At 72.3% G+C, this 26,178-nt stretch carries 21 protein-coding genes; 7 read left to right on the top strand and 14 right to left on the bottom strand.

The window, feature by feature from the left end; all coding sequences use genetic code 11:
* Positions 1–2 precede the first annotated feature (2 nt).
* Together AB0I72_RS17375 and AB0I72_RS17370 are read left to right on the top strand one after the other, a co-directional pair.
* Positions 3–2,717, top strand: a complete 2,715-nt coding sequence (locus AB0I72_RS17375) for an FtsX-like permease family protein (RefSeq protein ID WP_358569169.1) — start codon at positions 3–5, stop codon at positions 2,715–2,717.
* Positions 2,718–2,975: 258 nt separating this feature from the next.
* Entirely contained in the window at positions 2,976–4,595 is a 1,620-nt protein-coding gene (locus tag AB0I72_RS17370; RefSeq protein ID WP_358569166.1) for an MFS transporter, read from the top strand.
* A 73-nt stretch (positions 4,596–4,668) separates the two neighbouring features.
* Here AB0I72_RS17370 and AB0I72_RS17365 read toward each other — a convergent pair whose 3' ends face one another.
* The 3 genes from AB0I72_RS17365 to AB0I72_RS17355 all read right to left on the bottom strand — a co-directional run bounded on the left by AB0I72_RS17365 (position 4,669) and on the right by AB0I72_RS17355 (position 6,822).
* Positions 4,669–4,965: a hypothetical protein gene (locus tag AB0I72_RS17365; protein WP_358569163.1), complete on the bottom strand. Its 297-nt coding sequence runs from the start codon at positions 4,963–4,965 to the stop codon at positions 4,669–4,671.
* A gap of 86 nt (positions 4,966–5,051) precedes the next feature.
* Positions 5,052–5,870 carry a polyprenol monophosphomannose synthase gene (locus AB0I72_RS17360; RefSeq protein WP_358569160.1) on the bottom strand — a complete coding sequence of 273 codons (819 nt, stop codon included), beginning with the start codon at positions 5,868–5,870 and terminating at the stop codon, positions 5,052–5,054.
* Between the two features lie 145 nt (positions 5,871–6,015).
* The gene (locus AB0I72_RS17355; RefSeq protein ID WP_358569157.1) at positions 6,016–6,822 is read right to left on the bottom strand and encodes a DeoR/GlpR family DNA-binding transcription regulator; all 807 of its coding nucleotides are present in this window, start codon (positions 6,820–6,822) and stop codon (positions 6,016–6,018) included.
* Positions 6,823–7,116: 294 nt separating this feature from the next.
* On the opposite strand from AB0I72_RS17355, the gene AB0I72_RS17350 reads away from it, so the two are divergent.
* Positions 7,117–7,893, top strand: coding sequence for a 4'-phosphopantetheinyl transferase superfamily protein (locus AB0I72_RS17350; RefSeq protein WP_358569154.1), 777 nt, complete (start codon positions 7,117–7,119; stop codon positions 7,891–7,893).
* A 3-nt stretch (positions 7,894–7,896) separates the two neighbouring features.
* Here AB0I72_RS17350 and AB0I72_RS17345 read toward each other — a convergent pair whose 3' ends face one another.
* Complete coding sequence (locus tag AB0I72_RS17345; protein WP_358569151.1) at positions 7,897–9,051, bottom strand: acyl-CoA dehydrogenase family protein; 1,155 nt, start codon at positions 9,049–9,051, stop codon at positions 7,897–7,899.
* A 217-nt stretch (positions 9,052–9,268) separates the two neighbouring features.
* Here AB0I72_RS17345 and AB0I72_RS17340 point away from each other — a divergent pair, with 217 nt between their 5' ends.
* On the top strand, positions 9,269–10,201 hold the full coding sequence (locus tag AB0I72_RS17340; protein WP_358569148.1) for a LysR family transcriptional regulator: 933 nt from the start codon (positions 9,269–9,271) through the stop codon (positions 10,199–10,201).
* Between the two features lie 4 nt (positions 10,202–10,205).
* Here AB0I72_RS17340 and AB0I72_RS17335 read toward each other — a convergent pair whose 3' ends face one another.
* Together AB0I72_RS17335 and AB0I72_RS17330 are read right to left on the bottom strand one after the other, a co-directional pair.
* On the bottom strand, positions 10,206–10,643 hold the full coding sequence (locus AB0I72_RS17335; RefSeq protein ID WP_358569145.1) for a hypothetical protein: 438 nt from the start codon (positions 10,641–10,643) through the stop codon (positions 10,206–10,208).
* A complete protein-coding gene (locus AB0I72_RS17330; RefSeq protein WP_358569142.1) occupies positions 10,640–11,221 on the bottom strand; it encodes a hypothetical protein in 582 nt (193 codons plus the stop codon). Before AB0I72_RS17330 ends, AB0I72_RS17335 begins: the two co-directional genes overlap by 4 nt.
* Before the next feature lie 727 nt (positions 11,222–11,948).
* On the opposite strand from AB0I72_RS17330, the gene AB0I72_RS17325 reads away from it, so the two are divergent.
* The gene (locus tag AB0I72_RS17325) at positions 11,949–12,752 is read left to right on the top strand and encodes a helix-turn-helix transcriptional regulator (protein ID WP_358569139.1); all 804 of its coding nucleotides are present in this window, start codon (positions 11,949–11,951) and stop codon (positions 12,750–12,752) included.
* Between the two features lie 226 nt (positions 12,753–12,978).
* Complete coding sequence (locus AB0I72_RS17320) at positions 12,979–14,301, top strand: ABC transporter substrate-binding protein (protein WP_358569136.1); 1,323 nt, start codon at positions 12,979–12,981, stop codon at positions 14,299–14,301.
* A 10-nt stretch (positions 14,302–14,311) separates the two neighbouring features.
* On the opposite strand, the gene AB0I72_RS17315 is transcribed toward AB0I72_RS17320, so the two are convergent.
* From AB0I72_RS17315 to AB0I72_RS17300, 4 genes are all read right to left on the bottom strand, one after another.
* On the bottom strand, positions 14,312–15,727 hold the full coding sequence (locus AB0I72_RS17315) for a HAMP domain-containing sensor histidine kinase (RefSeq protein WP_358569133.1): 1,416 nt from the start codon (positions 15,725–15,727) through the stop codon (positions 14,312–14,314).
* A 163-nt stretch (positions 15,728–15,890) separates the two neighbouring features.
* Entirely contained in the window at positions 15,891–16,697 is an 807-nt protein-coding gene (locus AB0I72_RS17310) for a TIGR03943 family protein (protein ID WP_358569130.1), read from the bottom strand.
* Positions 16,694–17,770, bottom strand: a complete 1,077-nt coding sequence (locus AB0I72_RS17305; protein ID WP_358569127.1) for a permease — start codon at positions 17,768–17,770, stop codon at positions 16,694–16,696. The genes AB0I72_RS17310 and AB0I72_RS17305 overlap by 4 nt, the downstream gene beginning before the upstream one ends.
* A gap of 122 nt (positions 17,771–17,892) precedes the next feature.
* Positions 17,893–19,437, bottom strand: coding sequence for an alanine/glycine:cation symporter family protein (locus tag AB0I72_RS17300; RefSeq protein WP_358569125.1), 1,545 nt, complete (start codon positions 19,435–19,437; stop codon positions 17,893–17,895).
* A 224-nt stretch (positions 19,438–19,661) separates the two neighbouring features.
* On the opposite strand from AB0I72_RS17300, the gene AB0I72_RS17295 reads away from it, so the two are divergent.
* A complete protein-coding gene (locus tag AB0I72_RS17295; RefSeq protein WP_358569122.1) occupies positions 19,662–21,008 on the top strand; it encodes an MFS transporter in 1,347 nt (448 codons plus the stop codon).
* 93 nt (positions 21,009–21,101) lie between these two features.
* Here the strand turns inward: AB0I72_RS17295 and AB0I72_RS17290 are convergent, their stop codons facing one another.
* From AB0I72_RS17290 to AB0I72_RS17275, 4 genes are all read right to left on the bottom strand, one after another.
* Positions 21,102–22,694, bottom strand: a complete 1,593-nt coding sequence (locus AB0I72_RS17290; protein WP_358569119.1) for a DEAD/DEAH box helicase — start codon at positions 22,692–22,694, stop codon at positions 21,102–21,104.
* Between the two features lie 332 nt (positions 22,695–23,026).
* The gene (locus AB0I72_RS17285) at positions 23,027–23,866 is read right to left on the bottom strand and encodes an enoyl-CoA hydratase/isomerase family protein (RefSeq protein ID WP_358569116.1); all 840 of its coding nucleotides are present in this window, start codon (positions 23,864–23,866) and stop codon (positions 23,027–23,029) included.
* Between the two features lie 100 nt (positions 23,867–23,966).
* Complete coding sequence (locus AB0I72_RS17280) at positions 23,967–24,185, bottom strand: helix-turn-helix domain-containing protein (protein WP_358569113.1); 219 nt, start codon at positions 24,183–24,185, stop codon at positions 23,967–23,969.
* Between the two features lie 221 nt (positions 24,186–24,406).
* Complete coding sequence (locus tag AB0I72_RS17275) at positions 24,407–26,005, bottom strand: ABC-F family ATP-binding cassette domain-containing protein (RefSeq protein WP_358569110.1); 1,599 nt, start codon at positions 26,003–26,005, stop codon at positions 24,407–24,409.
* Positions 26,006–26,178 lie beyond the last annotated feature (173 nt).

The following is a 26,178-nucleotide window of genomic DNA, read 5'->3' as shown; positions in this document are numbered from 1 at the left end:
GCATGCTGCGCACGACACTCGCGGGGCTGCGGCTGCACAAGTCCCGCTACGTGACGACGGTCCTGGCGATCCTGCTCGGCGTCATGTTCGTCTCCGGGACCATGGTGTTCGCCGACACCCTGAACGCCAACTACGAGGAGTCCGTGATGGGCTCCGCCAGCTCCGTCGACGCCATCGCCACACCGGCCGAGGCGGAGCCGGGCGAGGACGGCGAGTACGTCGAGCCCGAGCCGCTGTCCGCCGACGACCTGGCCGAGATCCGCGCCCTGCCCGAGGTCGCCGAGGCCGACGGCCTGGTCCGCGGCCAGGCCGTCCTGCTGGACGAGGACGGCCGCGCGCTCGGCTTCACGCCGCCCGCCGCCGTCTCCATCGAGGGCGCCAGCCGGTTCGACGCGGCGCAGGGCGAGCTTCCCTCGACCGGCGACGAGATCGCCCTGGCCACCTCCACCGCCGAGCAGGCGGGCTTCACCGTCGGCGACACCGTGACCGTGCTCGACCCCGACCAGGAGGAGCGCGAGTTCGAGGTCACCGGCCTGGTGAACTTCGGCGTCGACCCCGGCTACAGCTTCACCGGCGCCGTGGTCCTCGCTCCCGACACCATCGAGGAGATGACGGGGGCGACCGGCTACGCCGAGATCGACGCGATCGCCGCCGAGGGTTACACCGCCGAGCAGGTCTCCGACGCCGTCGCCGGCGTGCTGGGCGACTCCGCCGAGGTCATGACCGGCGAGGAGTACGGCCTGGAGATGGCCGAGGGCGTCGGCGCCCAGACCGAGATCTTCCGCGTCGCGCTGCTGCTGTTCGCGTTCATCGCGATGTTCGTCGCCGGGATCGTCATCTACAACACCTTCGCCATCCTCATCGCCCAGCGCCAGCGCGAGCTGGCCCTGCTGCGGTGCGTGGGCGCCAAGCGCTCGCAGGTCTTCCGCTCGGTGCTGCTGGAGTCCGCGGTCGTGGGCCTGGTCGCCTCGGGTCTGGGCGTCCTGGCGGGCGTGGGCATCGGCGTCGCCGGCGCGGCCTACGCGGCCCCGGCGATGGGCGCCGAAGGCGGTGTCCCGGTGGTCATCACCCCGGTCGCGATCCTGACCGGGCTGGGCATCGGCACGGTCGTCACCGTCGTCTCCGCGATGGTCCCCGCCCTGCGCGCCACCCGTGTGGCCCCGCTGGCCGCCCTGCGGACCAGCGCCACCGCCTCCGGGATCGAGAAGGGCACCGGCTGGATCCGCGTCGTGTTCGGCGTGCTGGCCTTCGCCGTCGCCGGTGGTCTCATCGCCCTGACCCAGGCCTCCGACCCGAACCAGACGGGCCCGATCATCGTCACGGCCGCCGCCCTGGTCGCGTTCGTGGGCGTCGTGGTCCTGGGTCCGCTCCTGGTGCGCGGGATCGTGCACCTGGTCGGCTTCCCCCTCCGCAGGGTGGGCGTGGCGAGCATGCTCGCCGTGGACAACTCCGTCCGCAGCCCGCGCCGCGCCGCCACCGCGATGATCGCGCTGACCGTGGGCGCCACGCTCATCACCGGCTACTCCGTCGTCAGCGCCTCCACCGAGTCGACCCTGACCCGGATGCTGGAGGAGGAGTTCCCGGTCGACTACCAGATCAACCCGCAGTTCTCCCTGGAGGAGCCCGCGGGCGCCGAGGACGTCTCCGCCGACGCCGACGCCGGTGCGGCCGTCGAGGGCCCCGAAGCCGCACAGGGCACGGAGGAGCCGGGCACGGCGCCGACCGAGGTCGGCGACGGCGCCGAGGGCGCCCCTGAGGAGGGGGCCGACGCCGGAGGCGACGCTCCCGCCGACACGGCCGGGTTCGGTTTCGTCCCCGAGCAGGTCCGCCGCGACCTGGAGGACGAGCCGACCGTCGCCGGGGTCTTCGGGCAGCGCAGCGGATACCTGGACATCGAGGGCGGCGCGACCGTGGGCGTCGTGGCGTACACCGGCGCGGAGATGGGCGTCGACCTGACCATGGACACCGTCGAGGGCGACCTGACCGACGTCGGTCCCGGCCGGATCGCCCTGGTGGAGGGCTACACCAGCGGCGTGGGTGTGGGTGACACCGTCACTCTGACCAGTGAGGACGCCGACGTCGACCTGGAGGTCACGGCGATCGTCGAAGCCGGGGTCGGAGCCTACGGCGGCTACCTCCACGAGGACGACCTCGCCACCCTGTTCCCCGAGGCGACCCGAGACGAGGCCCTGATGATCCGCGGGGTCCAGGACGCCGACCCGGCCGAGCTGCGCGCGGCGGTCTACGACGCGGTCGAGGACGAACCCACGCTCCAGGTCATGTCCGTGGCCGAGATCAAGGAGCAGTTCTCGGACATGATGGACATCGCCTTCTACACCATCGCGGCGATGCTGGGCCTGGCGATCATCATCGCGGTGTTCGGCATCTCCAACACGATGGCGCTGTCGGTGCTGGAGCGCACCCGCGAGTCCGCGATGCTGCGGGCGCTGGGGCTGGCCCGGGGCCAGCTGCGCCGGATGCTCAGCGTGGAGGCCGTGCTGCTGTGCCTGATCGGCGCGGGGATCGGCATCGTGCTGGGCGTGGTGTTCGGCTGGGCCGCGACCGCCTCGGTGCTGCCGGGCATGGTGTTCAGCCTCCCGGCCGGTCAGATCGCGGTGTTCATCGCGGTCGCCGTCCTGGCCGGGCTGCTCGCCTCGGTCCTCCCGGGTCGACGGGCGGCGGGCACCTCGATCACCGGGGCGCTGGCCAGCGAGTGACGCCCCCGGCGCTCCGGCCCTGACGGGCACGTGACACGCGGCGCGGTCCCCTCCGGTGGGGGCCGCGCCTTAGGGCGTGTGCCGCGGACACGTACCCTGCTGCGCGACGCCCCAGCACAACTCTCGCTGCGTTCTCATCAGTCGAAAGGACCCCACCCTTACTCCTTCTTCGGCCTTGCGACAGCCGCACTGGATACGCCGCTCGCGACGGGCAGCATCCACGGCACACGCCCTATTGTGGTGGGCCGGAGGTGTGCTGTGCGTACGTCAATCCCGGTCGCGGCGGGCGCGGTGGCGTGGGGGACCCCCACCGCGCGCTGGACGCTGGCGGCCACGGTCCTCGGTTCGGGAATGGCCTTCCTGGACTCCACGGTCGTGACGGTGGCCCTGCCCGCCATCGAGGACGAGCTGGACACCGGCTTGTCCGGCCTGCAGTGGATCGTCAACGGCTACATGATCACGCTGTCGGCGCTCATCCTGCTCAGCGGCTCCCTGGCCGACCGGTTCGGCCGGGTACGGCTGTTCATGGTCGGCGTGGTGGTGTTCGCGCTGGCCTCGGCGCTGTGCGTGTTCGCGCCCACGTTGGGGTGGCTGGTCGCGGGGCGGGTCGTGCAGGGGGTCGGCGGGGCGCTGCTGACGCCGGGGAGCCTGGCGATCCTCCAGGCGGGCTTCCGGGAGGAGGACCGGGCACGCGCGATCGGCGCGTGGTCGGGGCTGACGGGCGTGGCGGCGGCGGTGGGGCCGTTCGTGGGCGGCTGGTTGGTGCAGGTCGGCGACTGGCGGCTGATCTTCCTCATCAACCTGCCGCTGGCGGTGGCGGTCCTGGCGATCACCTGGTGGCGGGTGCCGGAGTCGCGGGACGAGGCGGCCGCGCGGCGGTTGGACTACCCGGGCGCGCTGCTGGGGGTGGTCGCGCTGGGCGGGACCACCTACGCGCTGATCCAGTGGGGCGCGGTGGGCGGCACACCGGCCGTCTGGACGGGCGTGGTCGTCGGGATGCTGGCGCTGGCCGCGTTCGTGCTGGTGGAGCGGGCGAGCGCCGCGCCGATGCTGCCGCTGGGGATCTTCTCCTCCCCCGCCTTCACGGTGACCAACGTGGCCACCGTCCTCATCTACGGGTCGCTCGGCCCGCTCCTGTTCCTCCTGGTCATCTACCTCCAGGAGGTGGGCGGCTACTCGCCGATCGCGGCGGGCTCGGCCTCCCTGCCCATCACCGCGCTCATGCTGGCGCTGTCCGCGCGCTCGGGGCGGTTGGCGGCGCGGATCGGTCCGCGTCCGCAGCTGATCGTCGGCCCGCTGCTGCTGGCGGGCGGGTTCGTGCTGCTGTCCCGGCTGGACCCCGGGGACTCCTACGTCGGCGGGGTCCTGCCGGGGGTGCTGCTGATCGCGCTGGGCCTGGCAACGGCGGTGGCGCCGCTGACCGCGACCGTGCTGGCGTCGGCCCCCGAGCGGCACGCGGGTCTGGCCTCGGGGGTGAACAACACCTTCGCCCGGGGCGCGCAGCTGATCGGTGTGGCGGCGGTGCCGGTCGCGGTGGGGATCGGGGGTGCGGCCGGAGGGCCGGGCGCGGGAACGGAGACGGTCGCCGCGGGGTTCGGCCCGGCGACGCTGCTGCTGGCGGGGGCGTGCGCGCTGGCCGCGCTGTGCGCCGCCGCGCTGCCGCGCCGGCGGATGCCGGGCCCCGCGGAGGCGCCCGCCGCCGAGGAGGAGGCGCCCGCCGCGGTGGAGGAGGAGGTCGAGGAGGAGGGTCCCGGGGTGCGTCCCGTCGGCCCGGGAAGGCCGACGCGGTTCTGCGGGGTGTCGGGGCCGCCGATGCGTGAGTGCCCGGGCTCCAGCGCGGGCGAGACGCACGAGACGGGTCGGGAGGGCTCGGACTGACCCGAGCGGGCCGCCGCCCTCCGCATCGTCCGGATGGTCCGTGTACCCGGTGGGCCCCGCCGACCGGCGAGGGTCACACGTCGGACTCGGGTGCGGCGTCGGGTTCGGCCGCGATGTCCGACTCCGGAACAACGCTCACCGCGTCCTCCTCCGCGCTGCGCTGGGTGCCCCACCGCTGGTGCGGGATGACCGGCTGCCGTTCGGCGCGCACCTCCTGGGTGATCCCCCACTCACCCCGGCTGTCGTCGTCCACGAAGTCGTAGCCGAGGATGTTGAAGTCGGGGTCGATCGCGCGCTCGCACTCGGCGATCTCGGTCTCCTGGGGGTCGTCCCCCAGGTCGGCGTTGACGTCATAGGGTAGTTCGCTCACTGTGGCCCCCTCCTTCCCCCGTTGCCCCTGATGATCGCAGGTCAGGGCGGACAAGGGAAGGAACCGGGCCCGACCGGGGCCGGGGGTCAGCGGCGCGGGCGCTCGGCCCGGCGCAGACGCAACGGGCGCAGGGCCGCCTCCAGGGCGACCGCCCCGTCCAGTTTGCTCTCCCCGACGACGCGGTCCTCGAAGTGGATGGGGATCTCCATCATCTTCTGGCCCCGCCGGAAGGCCCGGTAGTGCATCTCGATCTGGAACGCGTAGCCGGTGCTCTGGATGCTGGGCAGGTCGAGCACGCGCAGGGTCGAGGCCCGCCAGATCTTGAACCCCGCGGTGATGTCACGGATCGGCATGGACAGCACGGTCTTGACGTAGGCGTTGGCCCATCCGCTCAGCAGGCGGCGGCCGGTCCCCCAGTTCTCGGACAGGCTTCCGCCCGGGACGTAGCGGCTGCCGATGACCACGTCGGAGTTGGTGGACAGCAGGGTGCCGAGCAGCTGGGGCACGTAGCCCGCGGGGTGGCTGAGGTCGGCGTCCATCTGGACCACGAGGTCCGCGCCGTCGTCGAGGGCGCGGATCATGCCCGCGACGTAGGCGCGGCCGAGCCCGTCCTTGCGGGTGCGGTGCACGACGGAGACGCGCCCCGGGTGCTCGACGGCGAGCTTGTCGGCGACCTCGCCGGTGCCGTCCGGCGAGTTGTCGTCCACGACCACGACCCCGAGGTTCGGCAGGTCGAGCGCCATCAGCTGGCCGACCAGCACCGGGAGGTTGGCCGCCTCGTTGTAGGTGGGCACGACCACGGTCAGGCGCGCCTTCGACCAGGGTTCGGGCAGGGCGACGGGCGTGGGCGTGACGCGCGCCGGGGCGGACCCGGCGTGCTCCGGCGGTGTCGGCTGGGAGGGCATGTGCGGCGGCTCCTGCGTGTGGACGGCGGTGCGGGGGCGGTGGTCGAACGGAATGGGCCCAGGATCACGCATAGGGCGCCAACGGCACAAGCGTGCGTGAACGGAAGGGTACGCCTTTCGTCCGGTCCGGGGTGCCGCGCCCCGCTCATTTCCCCCTCTCCCCGGCGACCACGGCGACGTGGACGAGGGCCCCGACCTCCTCCAGGGTCATGAGCACCTCCGGGTCGGCGCCGGCGTCGGTGACCAGGTGGGCGATCTCCTCTGGGCCGACCGTGGGCACCATGGTGTCGGTGCCGATCTTGGTGTGGTCGGCCAGCACGACGGTCTCCTCCGCGCACGCCGCCAGGGCCCGGTCCACACTGGCCACCGCCGGGTTGGGGGTGCTCAGCCCGCGGTCGGCGCTGACCCCGTTGCCCGTCAGGAACGCCCGGGTGACGCGCAGTCCGGCGAGGGTCTGCTCGGCCGCGGCGCCGACCAGGGCGCGGATCGGGCCGTGCAGGGTTCCGCCCGTCATCACCACCTCGACCCCGGCGGCTCCGGCCAGGGCCTCGGCCACGCGCAGGGAGTTGGTGACCACGGTCAGTTCGGTGTGGGTGAGCAGTTCGCGGGCGAAGGCCTCGGTGGTGGTGCCGGGGCCGACCGCGATCGCCTCGCCCGGCCGCACGAGCCGGGCGGCCGAGGCCGCGATGGCCGCCTTCTCCGCGGCGCACTGTCCGCTGCGGCCCGAGTAGCTCTGCTCGTGGCCGATCCGTCCCGGGAGCGCCGCCCCGCCCCGCCGCCGGTCGACCAGTCCCTCGGCCTCCAGAGCGCGCACGTCGCGGCGGACGGTGACCTCGGAGGCGCCCACCCGGGCGGCGAGGTCGCGCAGGGACAAAGTGCCGTGGGCGCGGACGAGTTCGAGGATGCGGTCCCTGCGTTCGGCGGCGAACGCCGGGCGGTTCTCCTCGGCCATGGACGCGGCCCCTCTCCCGTACCGGTGACAGCACGGGTGCGGTCCCGCGCGTCCCTAGCGTACGGACCTGTCGCTGTGGGGGGGGGAACGTCCGCACCGGACCCGTCCAGGAGGAGGGTGACGACGAGGACCGCGGACAGGGCCACCAGACCGATGATGGCTCCCGCTCCAAACATCATCACGACGGACATACGGGCCTCCCAGGGGGACGGGCTGACCTGCCAAGTACCGGATTCCCGTTTTCGGTCGCGCTCACACCATCCAACCGTCGGCACATGGAGCGACAATGGGCGTATGACCCTCGGTTCCACCCTCACGCCCCTGACGTCCACGGTGTGGTGGGCGCACACCTCCGACGCGGCCGACCGGCTCCTGCGCCTGTTGGACGGGACGGAGCGCGCCCGCAACGACCGCTTCCGGCACCAGACCGACCGCGACCGCCACCTGCTCGGCAGGGCGATGGCCCGGCTGGCCCTGGCCCGGCTGGCGCAGTGCCCTCCCGAGGAGGTGACCTTCGACCTGGTCTGCCGGTCGTGCGAGGAGAAGGAGCGCACGGGCGCGGACCCGGGCGAGCGCGAGCCGCACGGCAAGCCCGTGCCGTCCGGTCCGGCGCGCGGCTGGGAGGTGTCGGTCAGCCACTCGGGCGAGTGGGTGGCGCTGGCGGTCGCCGAGGAGGCGCCGGTCGGGGTGGACGTCGAGCGGGTGTCGGCGGCGCGCGACCTGGACGGGCTGGTCGGCTACACGCTGGCGGACGCGGAGCGCTCGGTGTGGGACGCGTTGCCGCCGTTGGAGCGGACCGGCGCGTTCTTCGGCTACTGGGCCCGTAAGGAGGCCCTGCTCAAGGCGACCGGGCTGGGGTTGTCGGGCGGGCTGCGGCGGGTGGTGGTCAGCCCGCCGCACGCCGAGGCCCGGTTGGAGTCCTGGTCGGGCGGGGGCGGCCCGGAGGCGGCGTGGCTGACCGACCTGGACCGGGGCGCCGACTACCGCGCCGCACTGGCCGTGCTCACCGACCGGCCCGTGCGGACGGTGGTCCGCCCGCACGGGGACACGGTCGCGCTCCTGCGGTCGTGACGCTCAGATCCCGCGGGCCAGGTTGCGGCTGATCACCAGGCGCTGGACCTGGTTGGTGCCCTCGACGATCTGGAGGACCTTGGCCTCGCGCATGTACCGCTCGACGGGGAAGTCGCGGGTGTAGCCGTAGCCGCCGAGGACCTGGACGGCGTCGGTGGTGACCCGCATGGCGGTGTCGGTGGCCATGAGCTTGGCCATCGCCGCCTGGGTGGCGAAGGGGCGGCCCGCGTCGCGGAGCCGGGCCGCGGACAGGTAGAGCTCGCGGGAGGCGGCGATCTGGGTGGCCATGTCGGCGAGCATGAAGCCCACGCCCTGGAAGTCGCCGATGGCCTGACCGAACTGGCGGCGTTCGCGGGAGTAGGCGAGCGCCGTGTCCAGGGCGGCCTGGGCGAGGCCGACCGCGCACGCCGCGATGCCGAGGCGCCCGGAGTCCAGGGCCGCCAGGGCGATGCCGAAGCCGCGGTCGCGTTCGCCGACGAGGGCGTCGGGGCCGAGTCGGACGTCGTCGAACAGGACCCCGGCCGTGGGCGAGGAGGACATGCCCATCTTGTGCTCGGGGGCGGCCGCGCCGAGCCCCGGGGTTCCGGCGGGGACGTGGAAGCAGCTGATGCCGCCCGCACCGGAGTCGGGGGCGCCGGTGCGGGCGAAGAGGGTGTAGTAGTCGGCCCGGCCGCCGTGGGTGATCCACGCCTTGGCGCCGTTGACCCGGTAGCCGTCCTCGACGGGTTCGGCGCGGGTGGTGAGGGCGGCGGCGTCGGAGCCGGAGCCGGACTCGGACAGGCAGTAGGCGCCGAGCAGGTCGCCGCCGACCATGTCGGGCAGGTGGGCGGCCTTCTGGTCGTCGGTGCCGAAGGCGGCCACGGGGTAGCAGGAGAGCGTGTGGACGCTCACACCGAGGCCGACGGCGAGCCAGCCGCGGGCGAGCTCCTCGACGACCTGGAGGTAGACCTCGTAGGGCTGGTCGCCGCCGCCGTACTCGCTGGAGTAGGGCAGGCCCAGCAGCCCGGCGGCGCCGAGGGTGCGGAAGACGTCCCGTGGGAAGGCGGCGTTCTCCTCGTCCTCGGCGGCGCGGGGGACCAGCTCCTTGTCCGCGATCTCTTGCGTCAGCTCCAGGAGCTGTTCGGCCTCCGGTGTGTGCAGTGTGCGTTCGACCGCCATGACCCTCTCCCACGGTTGCGGCGACCCACGCGTCATTTAGTAGGTCGTCCAACTATATGGTGACGAGCGGCACCCTATCCCACAAGGGCGACGCGGTGGCGGTTCGGGGCTGGACGGGCGCGACGCGGGGGCGCGGTGGGCTTGACGGAGCGTTGGTTTCACCGACCTGCGAACACACGTCTGTACACGAACCCTCCACTCGTCCTACATTCCACGCATGGACCTCGAACTCCGCCACCTGCGTACCCTCTGCCTCCTGGCCGACACCGGCAGCGTGACCAGGGCCGCCGCGGCCCTGTCGACGTCGCAGCCCGCGCTGACCACGCAGCTCCAGCGGATAGAGCGCGAGGTCGGCGGCCCCCTGTTCCACCGGGGACGCTCCGGGGTGCGCCCCACCGAGCTGGGCGAGTTCGTCCTGGTCCGAGCGCGCGCGGTCCTGCTGTCCATGGACGACCTGCTGAACGACATCACGGCGCGGCGCGCCTCCCCCACCACGATCAGGATCGGCGGGGTGGGACCGCTGACCTTGGAGCTGTCGGCGCGGTTGCCCGAGGTCTTCCCCGACGCGCCCGTGCACGTGCGCACCGAGTACTCCCCCAAGCTGGTGACCGACCTGGTCCGCGCCGGTCGCCTGGACATGGGCACCACCGTCGACTACGTGGACCGCGACCTGCCCACCGACGGGCCGCTCTCGTGGGCGATGCTCGCCGTGGAGCCGCTGCACGTGGCGCTGTGGGAGGGCCACCCCCAGGCCGACCAGCCGTCGGTGCGCCTGGCCGACCTCGCCGGCAGCCCGTGGGCGCTGACCCCTCCGGACGGGAGCGGCTGGCCGGAGTGCTTCTACCTGGCCTGCCAACGGGCCGGATTCTCCCCCGACGTGCCCTTCCGTCTCTACGACCGCTCGGAGATCCACGACCTCATCGCCGACCACCGCGCCGTGGCCCCGTGCCAGTCCGACTTCGACGCCTCGGACGGCGTCGTCATCCGACCGCTGGCCGGGGCCCCGATCCAGCTGCGCCACCTCCTGGTCTGGCGCCGCGACAGCCCGGTCCACCAGGCCTCGGACCGCATCGCCCGGGCCGCGCGCGAACTGTTGGACCGCTCCCCCAAGTCGGTGGCGGCCGGACGGGTGGACGTCGGCCGGGAGTAGGGGCTCAGCCGTGGGCCCGGGCGCGCAGCACACCGCGCGCCCACGGCACCACCGACCACGCGGCCATGCCCAGCCCCGCCAGGATCAGCGCGGCGGTCGCGATCCACTCGTGCGAGCCGTCGGGGTGGTACACGCGCGTGGCCGACCCGATGTCCACGGCCGCCGACACACTCCCTTCCGCACAGGCGAAGTCGCCGCCGGAGAGGTAGATCCACTCGTGCTCCACCGACCCGTCGTCGGACCTGTAGTCCCCGTAGCAGGTACAGGACACGTGCCCGAGGTGGTTCACGCAGTCCTGCGCGGCCGCCGTGAACCGGCCGGGGTCCCCGTCGGCGCGCAGCGCGCGGATGCTGCGGTCCACGTTTCCCGCGCCCAGGTAGGCGAGGAACAGGCCGAGCACGAGGACCACCACCGGGAAGGCGCCCATCCGGCGGCGGGTCACGCCGCCGCCCCCGGCGGCTCCTCCTCGTCGGCGCAGTCGCACACCATCGCGTCCCGTTCGGCGGGTCCGGGCCGCGCGTGCAGGTACAGGGCGACCACCATCGGCGCGAAGACCAGGGAGTTGTACAGCAGGTGCAGCTCCACGCGCGGGATGAGCAACTGGACGAGGCTGGTCGGATCCTCCCGTCCGGCGATGTTGACCCCGACCAGGGCCTGGACCAGCAGCAGCAGGTGTTCGAGGTGGTGCCAGAGCTGGATGCCGAGCGAGATCCACCACCAGGTGCGCGAGCGCCCGGTGAAGCCGGGCAGCAGCAGGAACAACCCCACGAGCATGACCAGCGCGTAGCCGTAGTGCAGCCACTCGGAGGTGACCAGCCAGGGGAAGGGGATGCCGAGTATGCCCCGGGCCTCGGCCACCGGCCAGTCCAGCGCGTAGATCTGCGCCGCCTGGGCCAGGTGTTCGGCCCAGTGCGCGAGGACGATCACCATGAAGGCGCGCAACCCGGTCCGGTGGCGGCGGGTGTTGAGCACGTCGATTCCGTCGCGGTAGGCCCGGCGGGCGCTCTGGCCGAGGATCATCGGACACTCCCGGGGGCGGTGGTCGGACGCTGTCGCCAGCGGGTGACCGGGGACACGGCGGCGATGGCGATTCTGGCCAGGCGGAACAACAACCGCATCAGCGTTCCTCGAAGGTGGGGGAGGTCGCGAGCGACCCGGGGCACAACGCCCATCGTGTGCGGGCGCCGAGCCCCGTTCATCCTCAGGATTGCTCTCCACCCGGGAACGCGCACGAATTCGGCGCCGGCGCGCTCGTGGAGTCCGCGCCGGGGAAGCGGAGGGGAAGGGTTCGGACCTCCCGCCTGGACGCCCGGGACACCGAACCGGCCCGAGCGGCAAGGCCCCGGTCGCGGGGCCGCGCCCGGCGTGTGCGCGACGAGGAGACGGCGCGGTCGCCCCCACGGCGGCCAAAAAGGGACATACGGCCCCTTGACCGCAATCGCAGAATGTTTTATTAGCGTCGAATTGAAGATTCTTGACCCGACCCGCACCAGCACCACGACGCAAGCTGGACCGAAATGCCCCGTGCGGACTGGTGGGGTTTTTGGGACCTCACGTCATTCGACCTGATTCGAACATGAGTTCGATTAGCGAACACGATCAGAAAAGTTAGTTATGGATGCAAAGAGCAATCTTGGAGAAGCTAACCCGTGAACCCCTAAGAAGGATGGAGCGGTGAGTCGCGCGCTTCCCCCACGGGCTCGCGCTCACGTCGACTCCGTGCTGACCCGTCACCGTAGGAGTGGTAGTGCGCGAAGCAGTGTACAAGGCCGTCGCGATGATCCACAGACGCTTCTCCGAGTCCATCACCCTGGAGGACATCGCCAACGAGGTCTTCGTCAGCCCCTTCCACCTGTCTCGGGTTTTCGCGCAGGAAGTCGGAGTCCCCCCGGGCAGGTACCTGACCGCGGTACGCATGTTCGAGGCGAAGAAACTCCTGATCAGCTCACCGATGAACGTGTGCGACATCGTCCACAGCGTCGGATACAACAGCGTCGGCACGTTCACCAGCCGATTCACCCGCGCGGTGGGAATGACCCCGCGCCAGTACCGCCACCCCGACGTCGAGCGACTGCTGGTGACCGCCTCGGGCGGATTCAGCCGCATGCCCTGCACACACGAACTGGAGGGCCTCGGTCCGACGCCCGTGAGCGGCCGCCCGGGCACGGGGACCCTGAGCGGCACCGTGGAGCTCCCCCGGTCCGCCAACGGCACCAACGTCCTGGTCGGGGCGTTCCACTCCCGGATCCCGCAGCAGGCCCCGGTCGCCCACAGGTTCCTTCCCTCGGGGCCGCGTGTCGACTTCACCCTCACGGACGTGCCGGTCGGGAGCTGGACGATCGTCGCCCTGGCCATGCGGACCGGGATCTCCTACGGCCGCGAGAACGTCTTCGTCGGCGTCTCCCCGGCCCGTGTCGGGGTCTCGCCGGGCGACGAGGCCCGGACCCACCTCTCGATGCGGCGGCTCGCCCCCACCGACGCCCCCATCGCGGTGACCCTCGCGGACACCTCCCCCCTCCCCGTCGATTCTCCGGCCCTGGTCTGCGGCTGACGCGCCCCCGCCGGACGCGGGTGGGGGCCGCGTGGCCAGGTCCGGCCAGGGGACCGCGCTCAGACCCCCCGCGAGATCGCAGTGGTCCACGACACGCGTATGGTGTAACCCGTGGGTAACATACTCGCGAGTAACCGACCGGAATCCTCTCTGACCTCCGGTTCCGCCCCCGATCACGGAGCCACCGTCCGCCGAGACGAATCACGGACCCCCAGGACTGACCATCATGCGCACACTGAGAACCCTCGCCCTGGCCCTGGCCGTCGCGGTCCTCACCGCCTCCTGCGGCGGGGAGCGGGCGGACGGTGAGGCCGGCGCCGCGGACCTCACCCAGGGGGTGACCGACGACGCCGTCGTCATCGGCACGCACCAGCCGCTCACCGGCGCCGCGGCGCCCGGTTTCCGGCACGTGTCCACCGGCGCGCGGGCCATGTTCGACTACATCAACGACAACGGCGGCATCCACGGGCGGCGGATCGAGTACCAGGTCCAGGACGACGGCTTCGACCCCGCGCACACGCAGGAGGCCACCCGCGCGCTGATGGAGGACCACGAGATCTTCGCGATGCTCGGCGGTCTGGGCACCCCCACCCACGAGTCGGTCATCGACGAGCTCAACGAGCGGGGCGTGCCGGACCTGTTCGTCTCCTCCGGCGCGCTGTCCTGGGACCAGCCCGAGGAGTACCCCTACAGCTACGGCTTCCAGGTGGACTACACCCGCGAGGCCAAGGTCCAGGGCGCGTTCATCGCCGAGCACCTCGCCGGCGAGGAGGTCGCGCTCCTGTACCAGAACGACGACGTGGGCCCCGCGTCGCACGCCGGGATCGAGCAGTACCTCTCCGAGGAGATCGTGGCCTGGGAGTCCTACGACCCCGGTGTGCCCGAACTCTCCGGTCAGATCACCGCGATGAAGGAGTCCGGCGCGGAGGTCGCCGTGTGCTACTGCATCCCCTCCTACCTCGCCCTGGCCGTCATGGAGTCCGCCGCGATCGGCTACGAGCCCCAGTGGGTCGCGCCCAGCTTCGGCGCGGACGTGCGGATCGTGACCGGTCTCATCGAGGAGTACGCCCAGGGCACCCCGGCCGAGGACATCCCGGCCGAGGCCTTCCTGGACGGGCTCATCATGACCGCGTTCCTGCCGATGGCCGCCCAGTCCGACGACCCGTGGACCGCGTTCTTCCGGGAGATCCACGAGCGGTACAACGAGGGGACTCCCTTCACCGACACCACGATCTACGGCATGGCGCAGGCGACGCTGTTCGCCCAGGTGCTCATGGAGACCGGCCCGGACCTGGACCGTGAGGCGCTCCTGACCGCCCTGAACGCCCGCGAGTGGACGGGACCGGGTCTGGTCCCCTTCTCCGCGACGGAGGACGACCACAGCGGGTACACCGGGGTCATGGTGGTGCAGCACCACGCCGAGGGCGGCTTGGAGGTCCTCCAGGAGCCCAGGACCACCGACAGCGGTGGCGGCGAGATCCTGGAGTTCGAGCTGGACCGCCCGAGCCCCGACGAGGTCCCGCTCTCGGACGCGGACGCGGCCCGGTAGACGACGCGGGTCAGGCCAGTCGGCCGGGCTCGGCGGGGAGCGTGAGGGTGAACACGGCCCCGCCGAGCAGGTCGCTGTCCGCGACGGTCAGCGTGCCGCCGTAGTCCTCGGCGATCTCCCGGGAGATCGGCAGGCCCAGACCGCTGCCGCCGGGATCGCGCTCGCGGGACTCCTGGAGGCGGGCGAAGCGTTCGAAGACCCGCTCCCGATCGCGCTCGGGCACCCCGGTGCCGTCGTCGTGCACCCGGAGGACGGCGTTCTCCCCCTCGCGGTCGATGGTGACCTCGATCCGGGAGCGGGCGTGCCGTTCGGCGTTGGCGACCAGGTTGGTGAGCACACGGGTCAGGCGCAGGCGGTTGACGAGCACCCAGACCGGCCCCGCCGAGTGCACCCTGATCACGGGGCCGTTGCGGCGGCCGACCAGTTCGTCGGCCACCAGTGCGGACAGGTCCACGCGCTGGCTGTCGGCGACCGCGCCGGTGTCCAGGCGGGCCAACTCCAGGAGGTCGACGACGATGTTCTCCAGCCGTTCGGTGTCGGCGAGCAGGGCGCTGAGCAGGAGTTCGCGGGCCCAGGGGTCGGGGTCGGGGTCGGACAGCTCGACCTCGATCCGGGTGCGCATCCCGGCGATGGGGTTGCGCAGTTCGTGCGAGGCGTCGGAGACGAACCGGTGCTGCTTGGCGACGGCCTCCGAGAGGCGTTCGAGACTGGCGTTGGCGGTGCGTGCCAGGTGCGCGATCTCGTCGTGGCTCCTGGGGACCGGGAGTCTGCGGTCCAGGTTGCTCGCCGACAACCGGTCCAGTTCGGCGCTGATCCGCTCCACGGGGCGCAGGGCCCGACCGACCCCGTACCAGGTGATGAGCCCGCTGATGCACAGCAGCACCCCCGACATGCCGCCCAGCACCACCTCGGGGGTGGCCGTCTCGACGAGCGTGGGCCTGAGGGAGGCCGCGAGGATCCAGACGTCCCCGTAGGCCGTCTCGTCGACCTCGTAGCCGACCACCAGGAGGCACTCGCGGTTCCTGAGATGGGCCTCGGGAGCGCAGACGGTGGTGTCGAAGCGGGGGGAGTCGGAGTCCTGCTCCGGCACGGCGAGCGGGGGCTCACCGTACATGGCGGCGCTGGCCGCCACGACCTCGTGGGTCTCCCGGTCGACGACCTGGAGCCACAGGATCGGCGCGTCGGTCGGGACCAGTTCGTCGTAACGGCTGTCGGCGATGTCGTCGGCCACCAACCGTGCCGCCCTGGCCGCCTGGTCCCGGTCCCGGTCGAGGACGAACTCCCGGACGGCGACGGCGGTCGCCAGTGACCACAGGCCGATGACCACGAGGAGCACCGATACGGCCCAGAGGGTGACACGGGCACGGATCGACTTCGGGCGCAGACGGCGCCACATCGCTTGAGCCTTGTCGATCCACTCTGACACCCGGCCATTGTCACTCAAAGTGACGTACTTGCGTCGGACGGTGCTCGGTGTGGCGATCCGGATCTGCGCAGGAACCCTGTGGCGTCGCGGCCGGGCGACGGCGCTGCCCTCGGGGGGCACCGGGGACGCCCGCCTCGGCACGGACGGCTGGGTCCCCGCCCGGTCAGGCCTCGTAGGGATCCGGCGGGTTGGCCACCTCCGACCGCTCCAGCGCCTCGAACCGGTGCTCGCTGACGTCGACCAGCTCGCCCTCCGGCTCGACCCACGTGCCGCGGACCGTCCACCAGGAGTCGGCCTCCGGCTCCGGCACGTTGGTGATGAGCACCCGGTTGACGATGGCGTCGGCGGCGCAGCACGCCATCTGGAGCCGGGCCAGGTACCACCCCTCGCCCTCGGGGTTGGGCACGGCGAACCCGGTCAGCTCGACCTCGCGCCCGGACAGCGCCCGTTCCTCGTCGACCCAGGCCCGCATCACGAACTGACGGATGTCCATGGCGACCACCTCGCCCGGCTCCGCGTCGTCCAGGCCGTCGTCGAACCGCCCCGAGGGAGGCCCCTCCCCCGGCGCGCTGGCGGGCTCACTGCGCTCCACCGTGTAGGAGCCCAGCGCGGGCGGGGCCACGACGAAGACGGCCACGACCGGCACCAGCAGCAGCCAGGCCACCCGGGGCGCGCGGGAGTGGTCGTGACCGTGGCCGCCCCCGGAGGCGTGATCGCCGTCCGCTCCCCCGTCGGCGGCCTCGGCGGCGCAGAACGCGTGGTCCTCCCCGTCGTCCTCGCCCCGGTTCCCGCCGCGGATCTCGGCGACCACGACCACGGCGCCGAGCGCGACCGTGACCGCACCGGCGGCGACCAGGAAGGGGCCGAACCCCGGTTTGACCCAGTTGAGGTACATGTCGGTGGGGATGGTGCTGGTCAGCGCCGCGGCCCCCAGCAGCACGAGGGTGAGTCCCTGGGCGATGCGGTTCACAGGATGAGGCCTCCGATCAGGAACGTGCTGAGCAGTCCGACCACCAGGCACAGCGGAGCGAACCGGACGGCGAAGCGCCACCCGAACACCGCCGCCTGCATCGCGATGAGCTTGAGGTCCACCATCGGGCCGATCACCATGAAGGCGAGCTTGGCCGTGGGCGAGAAGTCGGTGAAGCTGAGCGCGACGAAGGCGTCGGCCTCCGAGCAGATGGACAGCACGACCGCCAGCGCCGCCAGGACCAGCACCGACACCACGGGCGCCTCGGCCACCGACAGCAGCCACTCGCGCGGCACGAGGATGTTCAGGCTCGCCGCGGCAAGCGCGCCGACCACGAGGTAGCCGCCCGCGTGCATCATGTCGTGCAGCATCGAGTCGCGGAAGACCAGCCAGCGGGCGGCGCCCGCGGCGTGCGTGGGGGCGGGCAGCCGCAGCCAGTCCGCCCGGCCGAACCGCACCCAGATCCAGCCGATGACCACCGACGCCAGCAGCGAGGCCGCGAACCGGGCCAGCACCACCTCGGGCTGTCCGGCGAAGGCCACGGCGGTGGCGATCATGACGACCGGGTTGATGGCGGGCGCGGCCAGCAGGAACGTGAGCGCGGCGGCCGGAGCGACCCCGCGCTTGACCAGGCTTCCCGCGATGGGCACCGACGCGCACTCGCACCCCGGCAGGAGCGCCCCGGACAGTCCGGCGACGGGCACGGCCGCGGCCGGTCTGGACGGGAAGAAGCGCTGGTAGACCGAGGCGGGCACGAAGGCCGTGAGGGCGGCGGACAGGGCGACGCCGAACACCAGGAACGGCAGCGCCTGGAAGCTGATCGCGGTGAAGACGGTGGCCCAGGCGAGGAAGGCCTGGCTGGTCAGCTGGTCGGACAGCCACGCGTGCGCGAGCGCCATCGCGGTGATGAACAGGGCGAACAGCCAGACCGTCCCGGTCCTGCGCGCCCCGGAGCGGCGTCCCCACTCCGAGGGGGGCAGCTCGTCCCCACGCTCGTCCCACCCTCCGGCGAGCGAGTCGCCGAGGGAGGCGTGGGGGGTGGAACCGGCGGCTGAAGGGGTCCGGTCGGACACGGTGCTACTCCGCGTTGTCGGATGGAATCTTCAGGAATGGTAACCGAAAACCGTTTTCGTTCGGGACGGGCGACCGCGGCCTGTGGACAAGCCGGACGCCCCCCGCACGGACGGGCGCCGGGTCAGCGGCCGGCGCCGCCGTCCTCCCCGCCGTCGTCGGGGCGGTCCTGGTCGTCGGTCGGCACCACCGGGTCGCCCAGCCGTACGCCGTGGCCGCGCGCGATGTCCTCGGGCAGCGCGCCCTCGGGGTCGCCCCAGCACTCCACGTTCCTCAGGTCGGGCATCTTGGCCAGCGTGAACTGGGGGTCCAGGCCGTTGCGGTACTGACGACCGTAGTCCGCCAACAGCCGGAACGCGATCTCCGACAGCGGTATCAGCGCGACGAGGTTGACCACCGCCATCACGCCCATGAACACGTCCGCGAGCGTCCACACCAGGGTCAGCGGCGCCACGCTTCCGGCGAAAACGGCCACCAGGACGAGCGCGCGGAAGTAGGTCAGGTGGTGCGGCTCGGCGTCGAGGAACCTGAGGTTGGTCTCACCGTAGTAGTAGTTGCCCAGCACGGAGGAGAAGGCGAGCAGGAACAGGATGACGGTGAGCGCGTGCACCGCCCATCCGCCCAGGGAGGACGCCAGCGCGACCTGTGTGACCTGGACACCGCCCACCCCGCCGTACTCGGGCTCGGGCACCAGGATGATGAACGCGGTCACCGAGCAGATGAGGAGGGTGTCGAAGTACACGCCCAGGCACTGCACGAGGCCCTGCTTGACCGGGTGCGACACCGACGCCGTGGCGCCCGCGTTGGGCGCCGACCCCAGCCCCGCCTCGTTGGAGAACATGCCGCGGCGCATGCCCTGCACGATCGCCGCGCCCACGCCGCCGGCGACGAACTCCCGCGCGCCGAAGGCCGACACGAAGATGTCACTGATCACCCGCGGCAGCTCCTCCAGGTTGAGCAGGACGACGACCAGCCCGAGCAGGAGGTACAGGAGGGCCATCGTCGGGACGAGCGCCTCGGTCCAGTGGGCGATCCGGCGCACGCCGCCGAAGACGACCAGTGCGACCAGGCCGACCAGGAGCAGACCCACGACCGCGTTCAACAGCCAACCGCCGGGCCCCCCGAGCTCCGCCACGGTGGCGGCCACCGAGCCGGAGATGCTGTTGGCCTGCACGGAGTTGAAGACCAGGGGGAAGGTGATGGTGATGACCACGGCGAAGAGCACACCCATCCAGCGCTGCCCCAACCCGTGCTGCATGTAGTAGGCCGGGCCCCCGCGGAAGCCGGTCCCCGTGCGCACCTTGTACAGCTGCGCCAGGGTGGACTCCACGAAGGCGGCCGAGCCGACCACCGTCGCCATCAGCCACATCCAGAACACCGCGCCGGGCCCGCCCAGGACGATCGCCGTGGCCACGCCGACGATGTTGCCCGTGCCGACGCGCGAGGCGGCCGAGATGGCGAACGCCTGGAAGGAGGAGATCTCCGGCTTGCCGTCGGGTGCGACGCCGGGACTGCTGCGGATCACCCGGAACATCTCCGGGAGCAGCCGGAGCTGGACGAAGCCCGAGCGCAGGGTGAAGTAGACGGCCAGGACGATCAGGAGCGGGATGACCAACCAGCTCCAGAAGACGTCGTTGACTGCGGTGATGGCGTCGTTGAGGGCGTTCACCCGTTCCCCTTCTGGTGGCGCGGTCACCCCGGACCGGGACCGGGGCCGTCCCGCCACTGTCCACAAGGACGGGCGGCCCGAGCACTCGGGACACGCGAAATCGGGGTAAAGGACCGTCAGGATCCCGCGGCGCCGACCTATGCCGATGTCCCACATGGCGACGCGCCCACCTGTGGGGAGCATGAACATGGCCCAGGTCACGTTCGGTCCCTACCGTTCGTTCCATGGAACCGAACACCGCCTCCTCCCCCGCCCCGGATCAGCGCAGAACGCCCATCCTGCGCGTGGTGACGGCCAGCCTCGTCGGCACGACGATCGAGTGGTACGACTTCTTCCTGTACGGCGCGGCCGCCGCCCTCGTCTTCAACCAGATCTTCTTCCCCGAGGCCGACCCCCTGGTCGGGACCATGTTGGCGTTCACCACCTACGCGGTGGGCTTCGTGGCCCGACCGCTGGGCGGGCTGGTCTTCGGGCACTTCGGCGACCGGATCGGCCGCAAGCAGCTGCTCGTGATCAGCCTGCTGATGATGGGCGCCTCGACCTTCGCGATCGGCCTGCTGCCCACCTACGCCGCGATCGGTGTGGCCGCGCCCCTGCTGCTGACGCTCATGCGGGTCGTCCAGGGCTTCTCCCTGGGCGGGGAGTGGGGCGGCGCGGTGCTGCTCGTGTCCGAACACGGACGGCCCGAGCACCGGGGCTTCTGGGCATCCTGGCCGCAGGCGGGCGCGCCCGGCGGCAACCTGCTGGCCACGGCCGTCCTGGCGATCCTGTCCGTGACGATGACCGACGCGAGTTTCCTCGCCTGGGGTTGGCGCGTGCCCTTCCTGCTGTCGGGCGTGCTGGTGCTGGTCGGCCTGTGGATCCGGCTCGCCGTCAACGAGTCCGAGGTGTTCCGCGAGGCCCGTGAGCGCGCCGAGACCGCGGCCGTCCCCGAGCGCGCCCCCATCGTCGGCGTCCTGCGCGACCACTGGCGCGAGGCCCTCGTCGCCATGGGCGTGCGCATGGCGGAGAACGTGTCGTACTACATCGTCACCGCGTTCATCCTCGTCTACGCCACGCAGGAGGCCGAGCTGTCCAGGGCCGAGGTGCTCAACGCGGTGCTGGTCGCGTCCGCGGTCCACCTGGTGACCATCCCCGCCTGGGGCGCGCTGTCCGACCGGATCGGCCGCCGCCCGGTCGTCACGGTCGGCGCGGTCGGCATCGCCCTGTGGGGCTTCGCGTTCTTCCCGCTCATCGACGTCGGAACCTTCTGGTCGGCGACCCTGGCCGCGACCGTCGGACTGATCTTCCACGGCGCCATGTACGGGCCGCAGGGCGCCTTCTTCTCCGAGCTGTTCAGCACGCGCGTGCGCTACTCGGGCGCCTCCGTGGGCTACCAGCTGGCGTCGATCGTCGCCGGCGGCCTGGCGCCGCTGATCGCGACCGCCCTGCTCGCCGCGTTCGGCACCTCGCTGCCCGTGGCGCTGTACCTCACCGCCATGTGCGCGGTGACCCTGGTGGCCGTGGCCGTCGCCCGTGAGACGCGCGGCCGCGACCTGGGCGAGGCCGCGCCCGCACCGGCCGCCCGCTGACCGCGAACGCACGAGGGCTCGGGCCCGGCCGAAGCCGGACCCGAGCCCGTGGTGTGCGCGGACGCCCGTGTCAGGGCCGCCCGCCAGCGCGGATCAGTACCGCGAGGCCGAGTCGTAGCGGTCGCCGCGGCGGTTGTCGCCCCGGTAGCCGCCACGGCGCTCACCGTCGCGGAAGCCGCCGCCCTCACCGCGGCGGTCGCTACGGGGACGGTCGCCCCGGTAGCCGCCACGCGGGCCGCCCCGGCGCTCACCGGAGTCGCCGAAGCGCTCGCCCCGGGGACGGTCACCCCGGTAGCCGCCGCCCTCGCCGCGCTCGGACCGGCGCTCGCCGTCCCGGAAACCGCGGCGCTCACCGTCGCGGAAGCCGCCGCCCTCACCGCGGCGGTCGCCCCGGTAGCCGCCGCGCGGGCCGCCGCCCCGGTAGCCGCCGCCACGGGGGCCGCCCCGGCGCGGACCGCCACGGCCGCGGCGCGGGCGCTCGGGCTCCGGCGGCTCGATCCACGGCTCCCAGCTGGGCTCCTTGGCCCCGGTCACCTCGGTGAGCAGCTCGTCACCGGGGTTGACCAGGTGCTGCTTGGCGTCGACACCGGCGTCACTGAGCAGACGGCGGGCCATCCGGCGCTGGTTGGGCGCCACCAGGGACACCACGGCGCCCGAGGAGCCCGCGCGGGCGGTGCGGCCGCCGCGGTGCAGGTAGTCCTTGTGGCCGGTGGGCAGGTCGATGTTGACGACCAGGTCGATGCCGTCGACGTGGATGCCGCGCGCGGCGACGTCGGTGGCGACCAGGGCCTGGATGCGGCCCTCGCGGAACTTGGCGAGGGTGCGGGTGCGCACGCTCTGCGTCTTGCCGCCGTGCAGCGAGGCGCAGGGCACCCCGGCCTGGACCAGCTGCTCGCTGATGGTGTCGGCGCGGTACTTGCTGCGCACGAACAGGATGGTGCGGCCCTCACGCGCGGCGATCTGGGCGACGATCTTGTTCTTGTCACGCGGCAGCACCTTGAGCAGGTGGTGCTCCATGGTGGTGACCTGCGAGACCGGCGGGTCCACCGAGTGGGTGCGCGGGCTGTCCATGTACTTGCGCACCAGCTTGTCGACGTCGCCGTCGAGCGTGGCGGAGAACAGCAGGGTCTGGCCGTCGGGGTGCACCTGGTCGAGCAGCTCGCTGACCTGCGGCATGAAGCCCATGTCGCACATCTGGTCGGCCTCGTCGAGCACCGAGATCTCCACGTCGCCCAGGTCGCAGGCGCCCTGCTCGATCAGGTCGGTGAGGCGGCCCGGCGTGGCGACGAGGACGTCGACGCCACGGCGGAGCTCGTTGATCTGGCGGGTGTAGGAGCTGCCGCCCACGACGTCGCCGACGCGCACGCCCAGGACGCGGGCGTAGCCGCGCAGGGCGTCGCGCACCTGGTGGGCGAGTTCGCGGGTGGGCACGAGGATCAGGGCCCGCGGTCGGGCGGAGGCGGCGCGGCGCTCGGAGCAGCGGGTCAGGACCGGCAGGCCGAAGGCCAGGGTCTTGCCCGATCCGGTGCGGCCGCAGCCGAGGACGTCCCGTCCGTCGATCGCGTCGGGAATGGTGGCGGCCTGGATCGGGAACGGGGTGGTCACACCGTTCTTGGCCAGCTCGTCGACGATGTCCTGGGGCAGCCCGAGACCGTCGAAGGCAGGCTCTACGGCAGTGTCCGTCAAGTGACGTGTACCTTCCTCATCGTTTGGCGGCGTTTCGAGGAAGGCTCCACACGGCCCCGGGGACCCAGCGAAGAAATCACACAAACGCGCCTGATCACACGCGGAAGCGGGCCCCGATGGACATGGGGCTCCTGGGCTCTTCGGATCAAGAGTGGCGTCGACGCCGTCGACACGCTGTCCGCGTCTTGTGCGGCCCGGCACGCTCGGATGCGCGCGGCAATGGAATGACCGCTTGGAGCAGCGTACTAGAGATCCCCCCGGAACGGGGACGGGATGGGCGGTTTTCCCCGGTGATCCAGGTCTCCCCACCCCGTCCCGCGCGGGAGCGCGCGCTACCGCCGCCCCGCGGCCATCCCCTGGGCGAGCGCGGTGAGCCGGCCGATCTGGGCCCGGCGCTCGGCCGCGATCTGCTGTTCGAGCGTGTTGCCCGCGGCCTGCTGGAGCAGCGCCTTGGTGGCGGTCGCGGCGTCGCGGTCGGTGGCGAGCAGCCCCTGGACCAGGTCGTCGACGGCGCCGGGGAGTTCGTCGACGCCGACGACGAGTTCGGCCAGGCCCAGCTCGCGGGCCTCGTGGGCGCCCACCCGGCGCGCGGTCAGGCAGATCTCGGTCGCGCGGTGCACGCCCACGATGTCCACGAGGGGCTTGGTCCCGGTCAGGTCCGGAACCAGGCCGAGCGCCGGTTCCTTCATGCACAGGGAGGCGTCGTCGGCCAGGACGCGCAGGTCGCAGGACAGGGCCAGCTGGAACCCGGCGCCGATGGCGTGGCCGCGCACGGCCGCGACGGTCACCAGGTCGGGGCGGCGCAGCCACAGGAAGCCCTCCTGGAGACCGGCGATGTAGCCCTCCAGGTCGGCGGCGTCGGCCGAGCCGTCGGCCAGGCCCGCGACGATGGACCGCTCGCCGTCGACGCCCTCGGGGGAGAACATGGCGAGGTCGATGCCCGCGGAGAAGATGTCACCGTCTCCGGCGATGACGACGATTCGGACATCACTCGGCAGCGTCTGGCCAATGTGGGCCAGCGTGGTCCACGTACGGCCGGTCATCGCGTTGCGGCGCTCCGGACGGCTGATGGTGATCCGGGCGACGGGCCCGTCCACCGCCAGCCTCAGCCCCGCCCTGGACAGCTCCTCCTCGGTGGGCGCCGTCCCGGGGCCGTGCGCTGCCTGTGCCATGGGTTCCTCCGTCGTGTCGGGTTCCACCCTGACATTACTCTCCGGTAACCGAAGCGCCGCTGTCGGGCCGGGCCCGACGCGGCGGGACGCCGTCGGCCCCCTAGACGACCGGCCGCCGGCGGCGGGTGGCCCCGCCCCGCCCGCGCAGTTCGACCCCCGCCTCACCGAGCAGCCGGTGGACGAACCCGTAGGACCGGCCGGTGGCCGCCGCCAGCATGCGGATGCTCTCGCCCTCGTCGTAGCGGCGCTTGAGTCGGGTGGCCAGAGCCGAGCGGTCCTCCCCGGACACGCGCGTGCCCTTGCTCAGCGCATCGTTCACAGATCACTCCTCGGAGTCGTCGTGAGCCGGATCGGGCTCACCGCCATGATCCGGTACCGGAACGGGGCGACGCCACACCCACGGTGCGCCACGCCCCCGTCACTCTCCTCGGACAGGGTTTCGGAACACCGCAATCCACGCCCGAAACGGACGGGGGTGAACCTCGCGGCCCGCTGGGCGTCCCCGCCGCCGCGGACGGCCGGGGCCGGGGAGCGCACGGCTCACGCGAGCGCGATGAGGTCCTCGAACTCGGTGTTCCAGACGTCCTCGACTCCGTCGGGCAGGAGGATGACCCGCTCGGGCTGGAGCGCCTCGACCGCGCCCTCGTCGTGCGTGACCAGCACGATCGCGCCCTTGTAGTTGCGCAGAGCCGCCAGGATCTCCTCGCGGCTGGCCGGGTCGAGGTTGTTGGTCGGCTCGTCCAGCAGGAGCACGTTGGCGCTGGACACCACCAGGGTGGCCAGGGCCAGCCGCGTCTTCTCACCGCCCGAGAGCACCCCGGCGGGCTTGTCGACGTCGTCGCCGGTGAACAGGAAGGAGCCCAGGGTCTTGCGCGCCTCGACCTCCGGGAGGTCCGGGGCCGCGCTCATCATGTTCTCCAGCACGCTGCGGTCCACGTCCAGGGTCTCGTGCTCCTGGGCGTAGTACCCCAGTTTGAGCCCGTGGCCGGGGACGACGCGTCCGGTGTCGGGTGTCTCGACCTCGGCCAGCAGGCGCAGGAGCGTGGTCTTGCCCGCGCCGTTGAGCCCGAGGATCACGACGCGGCTGCCCCGGTCGATCGCCAGGTCCACGCCGGAGAAGATCTCCAGGGACCCGTAGGACTTGGACAGCCCCTCCGCCGTGAGCGGCGTCCGGCCGCTGGGCGCGGGGTCGGGGAAGCGCAGCTTGGCGACCCTGTCGGCCTTGCGCACGCCCTGCACGCCGCCCATGATCCGGTCGGCCCGGTTGAGCATCTGCTGCGCCGCCCGCGCCTTGGACGCCTTGGCCCGGAACCTGTCCGCCTGCTTGCGCAGGGTGTCGGCCTGCTTCTCGGCGTTGGCCAGTTCCCGGCGGCGGCGCCGCTCGTCGGCCTCGCGCTGGGTCAGGTACTGCTTCCAGCCCATGTTGTAGACGTCGATGACGCTGCGGTTGGCGTCGAGGTAGAACACCTTGTTGACCACGTGCTCGACCAGGTCGACGTCGTGGCTGATCACGATGAGGCCGCCCTGGTGCGACTTGAGGAAGTCACGCAGCCAGACGATCGAGTCGCCGTCCAGGTGGTTGGTGGGCTCGTCCAGCAGCAGGGTGTCCGACCCGCTGAACAGGATGCGCGCGAGTTCGATCCGGCGTCGCTGGCCGCCGGAGAGCGTGTGCAGCGGTTGGGCGAGCACGGTGTCGGGCAGCCCCAGGCTGGAGGCGATCGCGGCGGCCTCGGACTCGGCGGCGTACCCGCCCAGCACGTGCAGCCGCTCCTCCCACCGCGCGTAGGCGCGCACACCCTTGTTCCGCGTCTTGGTGTCCGTGCTGGCCATCTTCTTCTCGGCCGCGCGCAGCCCCTCCAGGGCCTCGTCGATGCCGCGCGCCGACAGGATCCGGTCCCGGGCGATCACGTCGAGGTCTCCGGTGCGCGGATCCTGGGGCAGGTAGCCGATGGAACCGGAGGACGTGACGGCGCCGCCGGTGGGCAGACCCTCGCCCGCGAGCACCTTGGTCATGGTGGTCTTGCCCGCGCCGTTGCGACCGACCAGGCCGATCCGGTCTCCCGCCGCGACGCGGAACGTGCTCGGCTCCAACAGGACCCGGGGTCCGACGCGCAGTTCGAGGTCGGTGGCGATCAGCATGGCAGGGGCTTCCTAGCGGTGGTGGGACGGGAACGGGACGGTACAGCCTAACGGCACCCGTCCGAGGCGGCACCGGGATTACGGCCGCGGGCCGGGGGTGGGCGGCCCCGCCCCCACAACGGGAGCGGGGCGGCCCGCATTCCCCCAGGGGACCGGGCCGCCCCGCGTCGATC

It is taken from the genome of Nocardiopsis sp. NPDC049922 (genome assembly GCF_040660275.1).
GTDB lineage: Bacteria > Actinomycetota > Actinomycetes > Streptosporangiales > Streptosporangiaceae > Nocardiopsis.
Note: the sequence above shows the minus strand (reverse complement) of the source record. Positions and strands in the feature narration are given on the sequence as shown.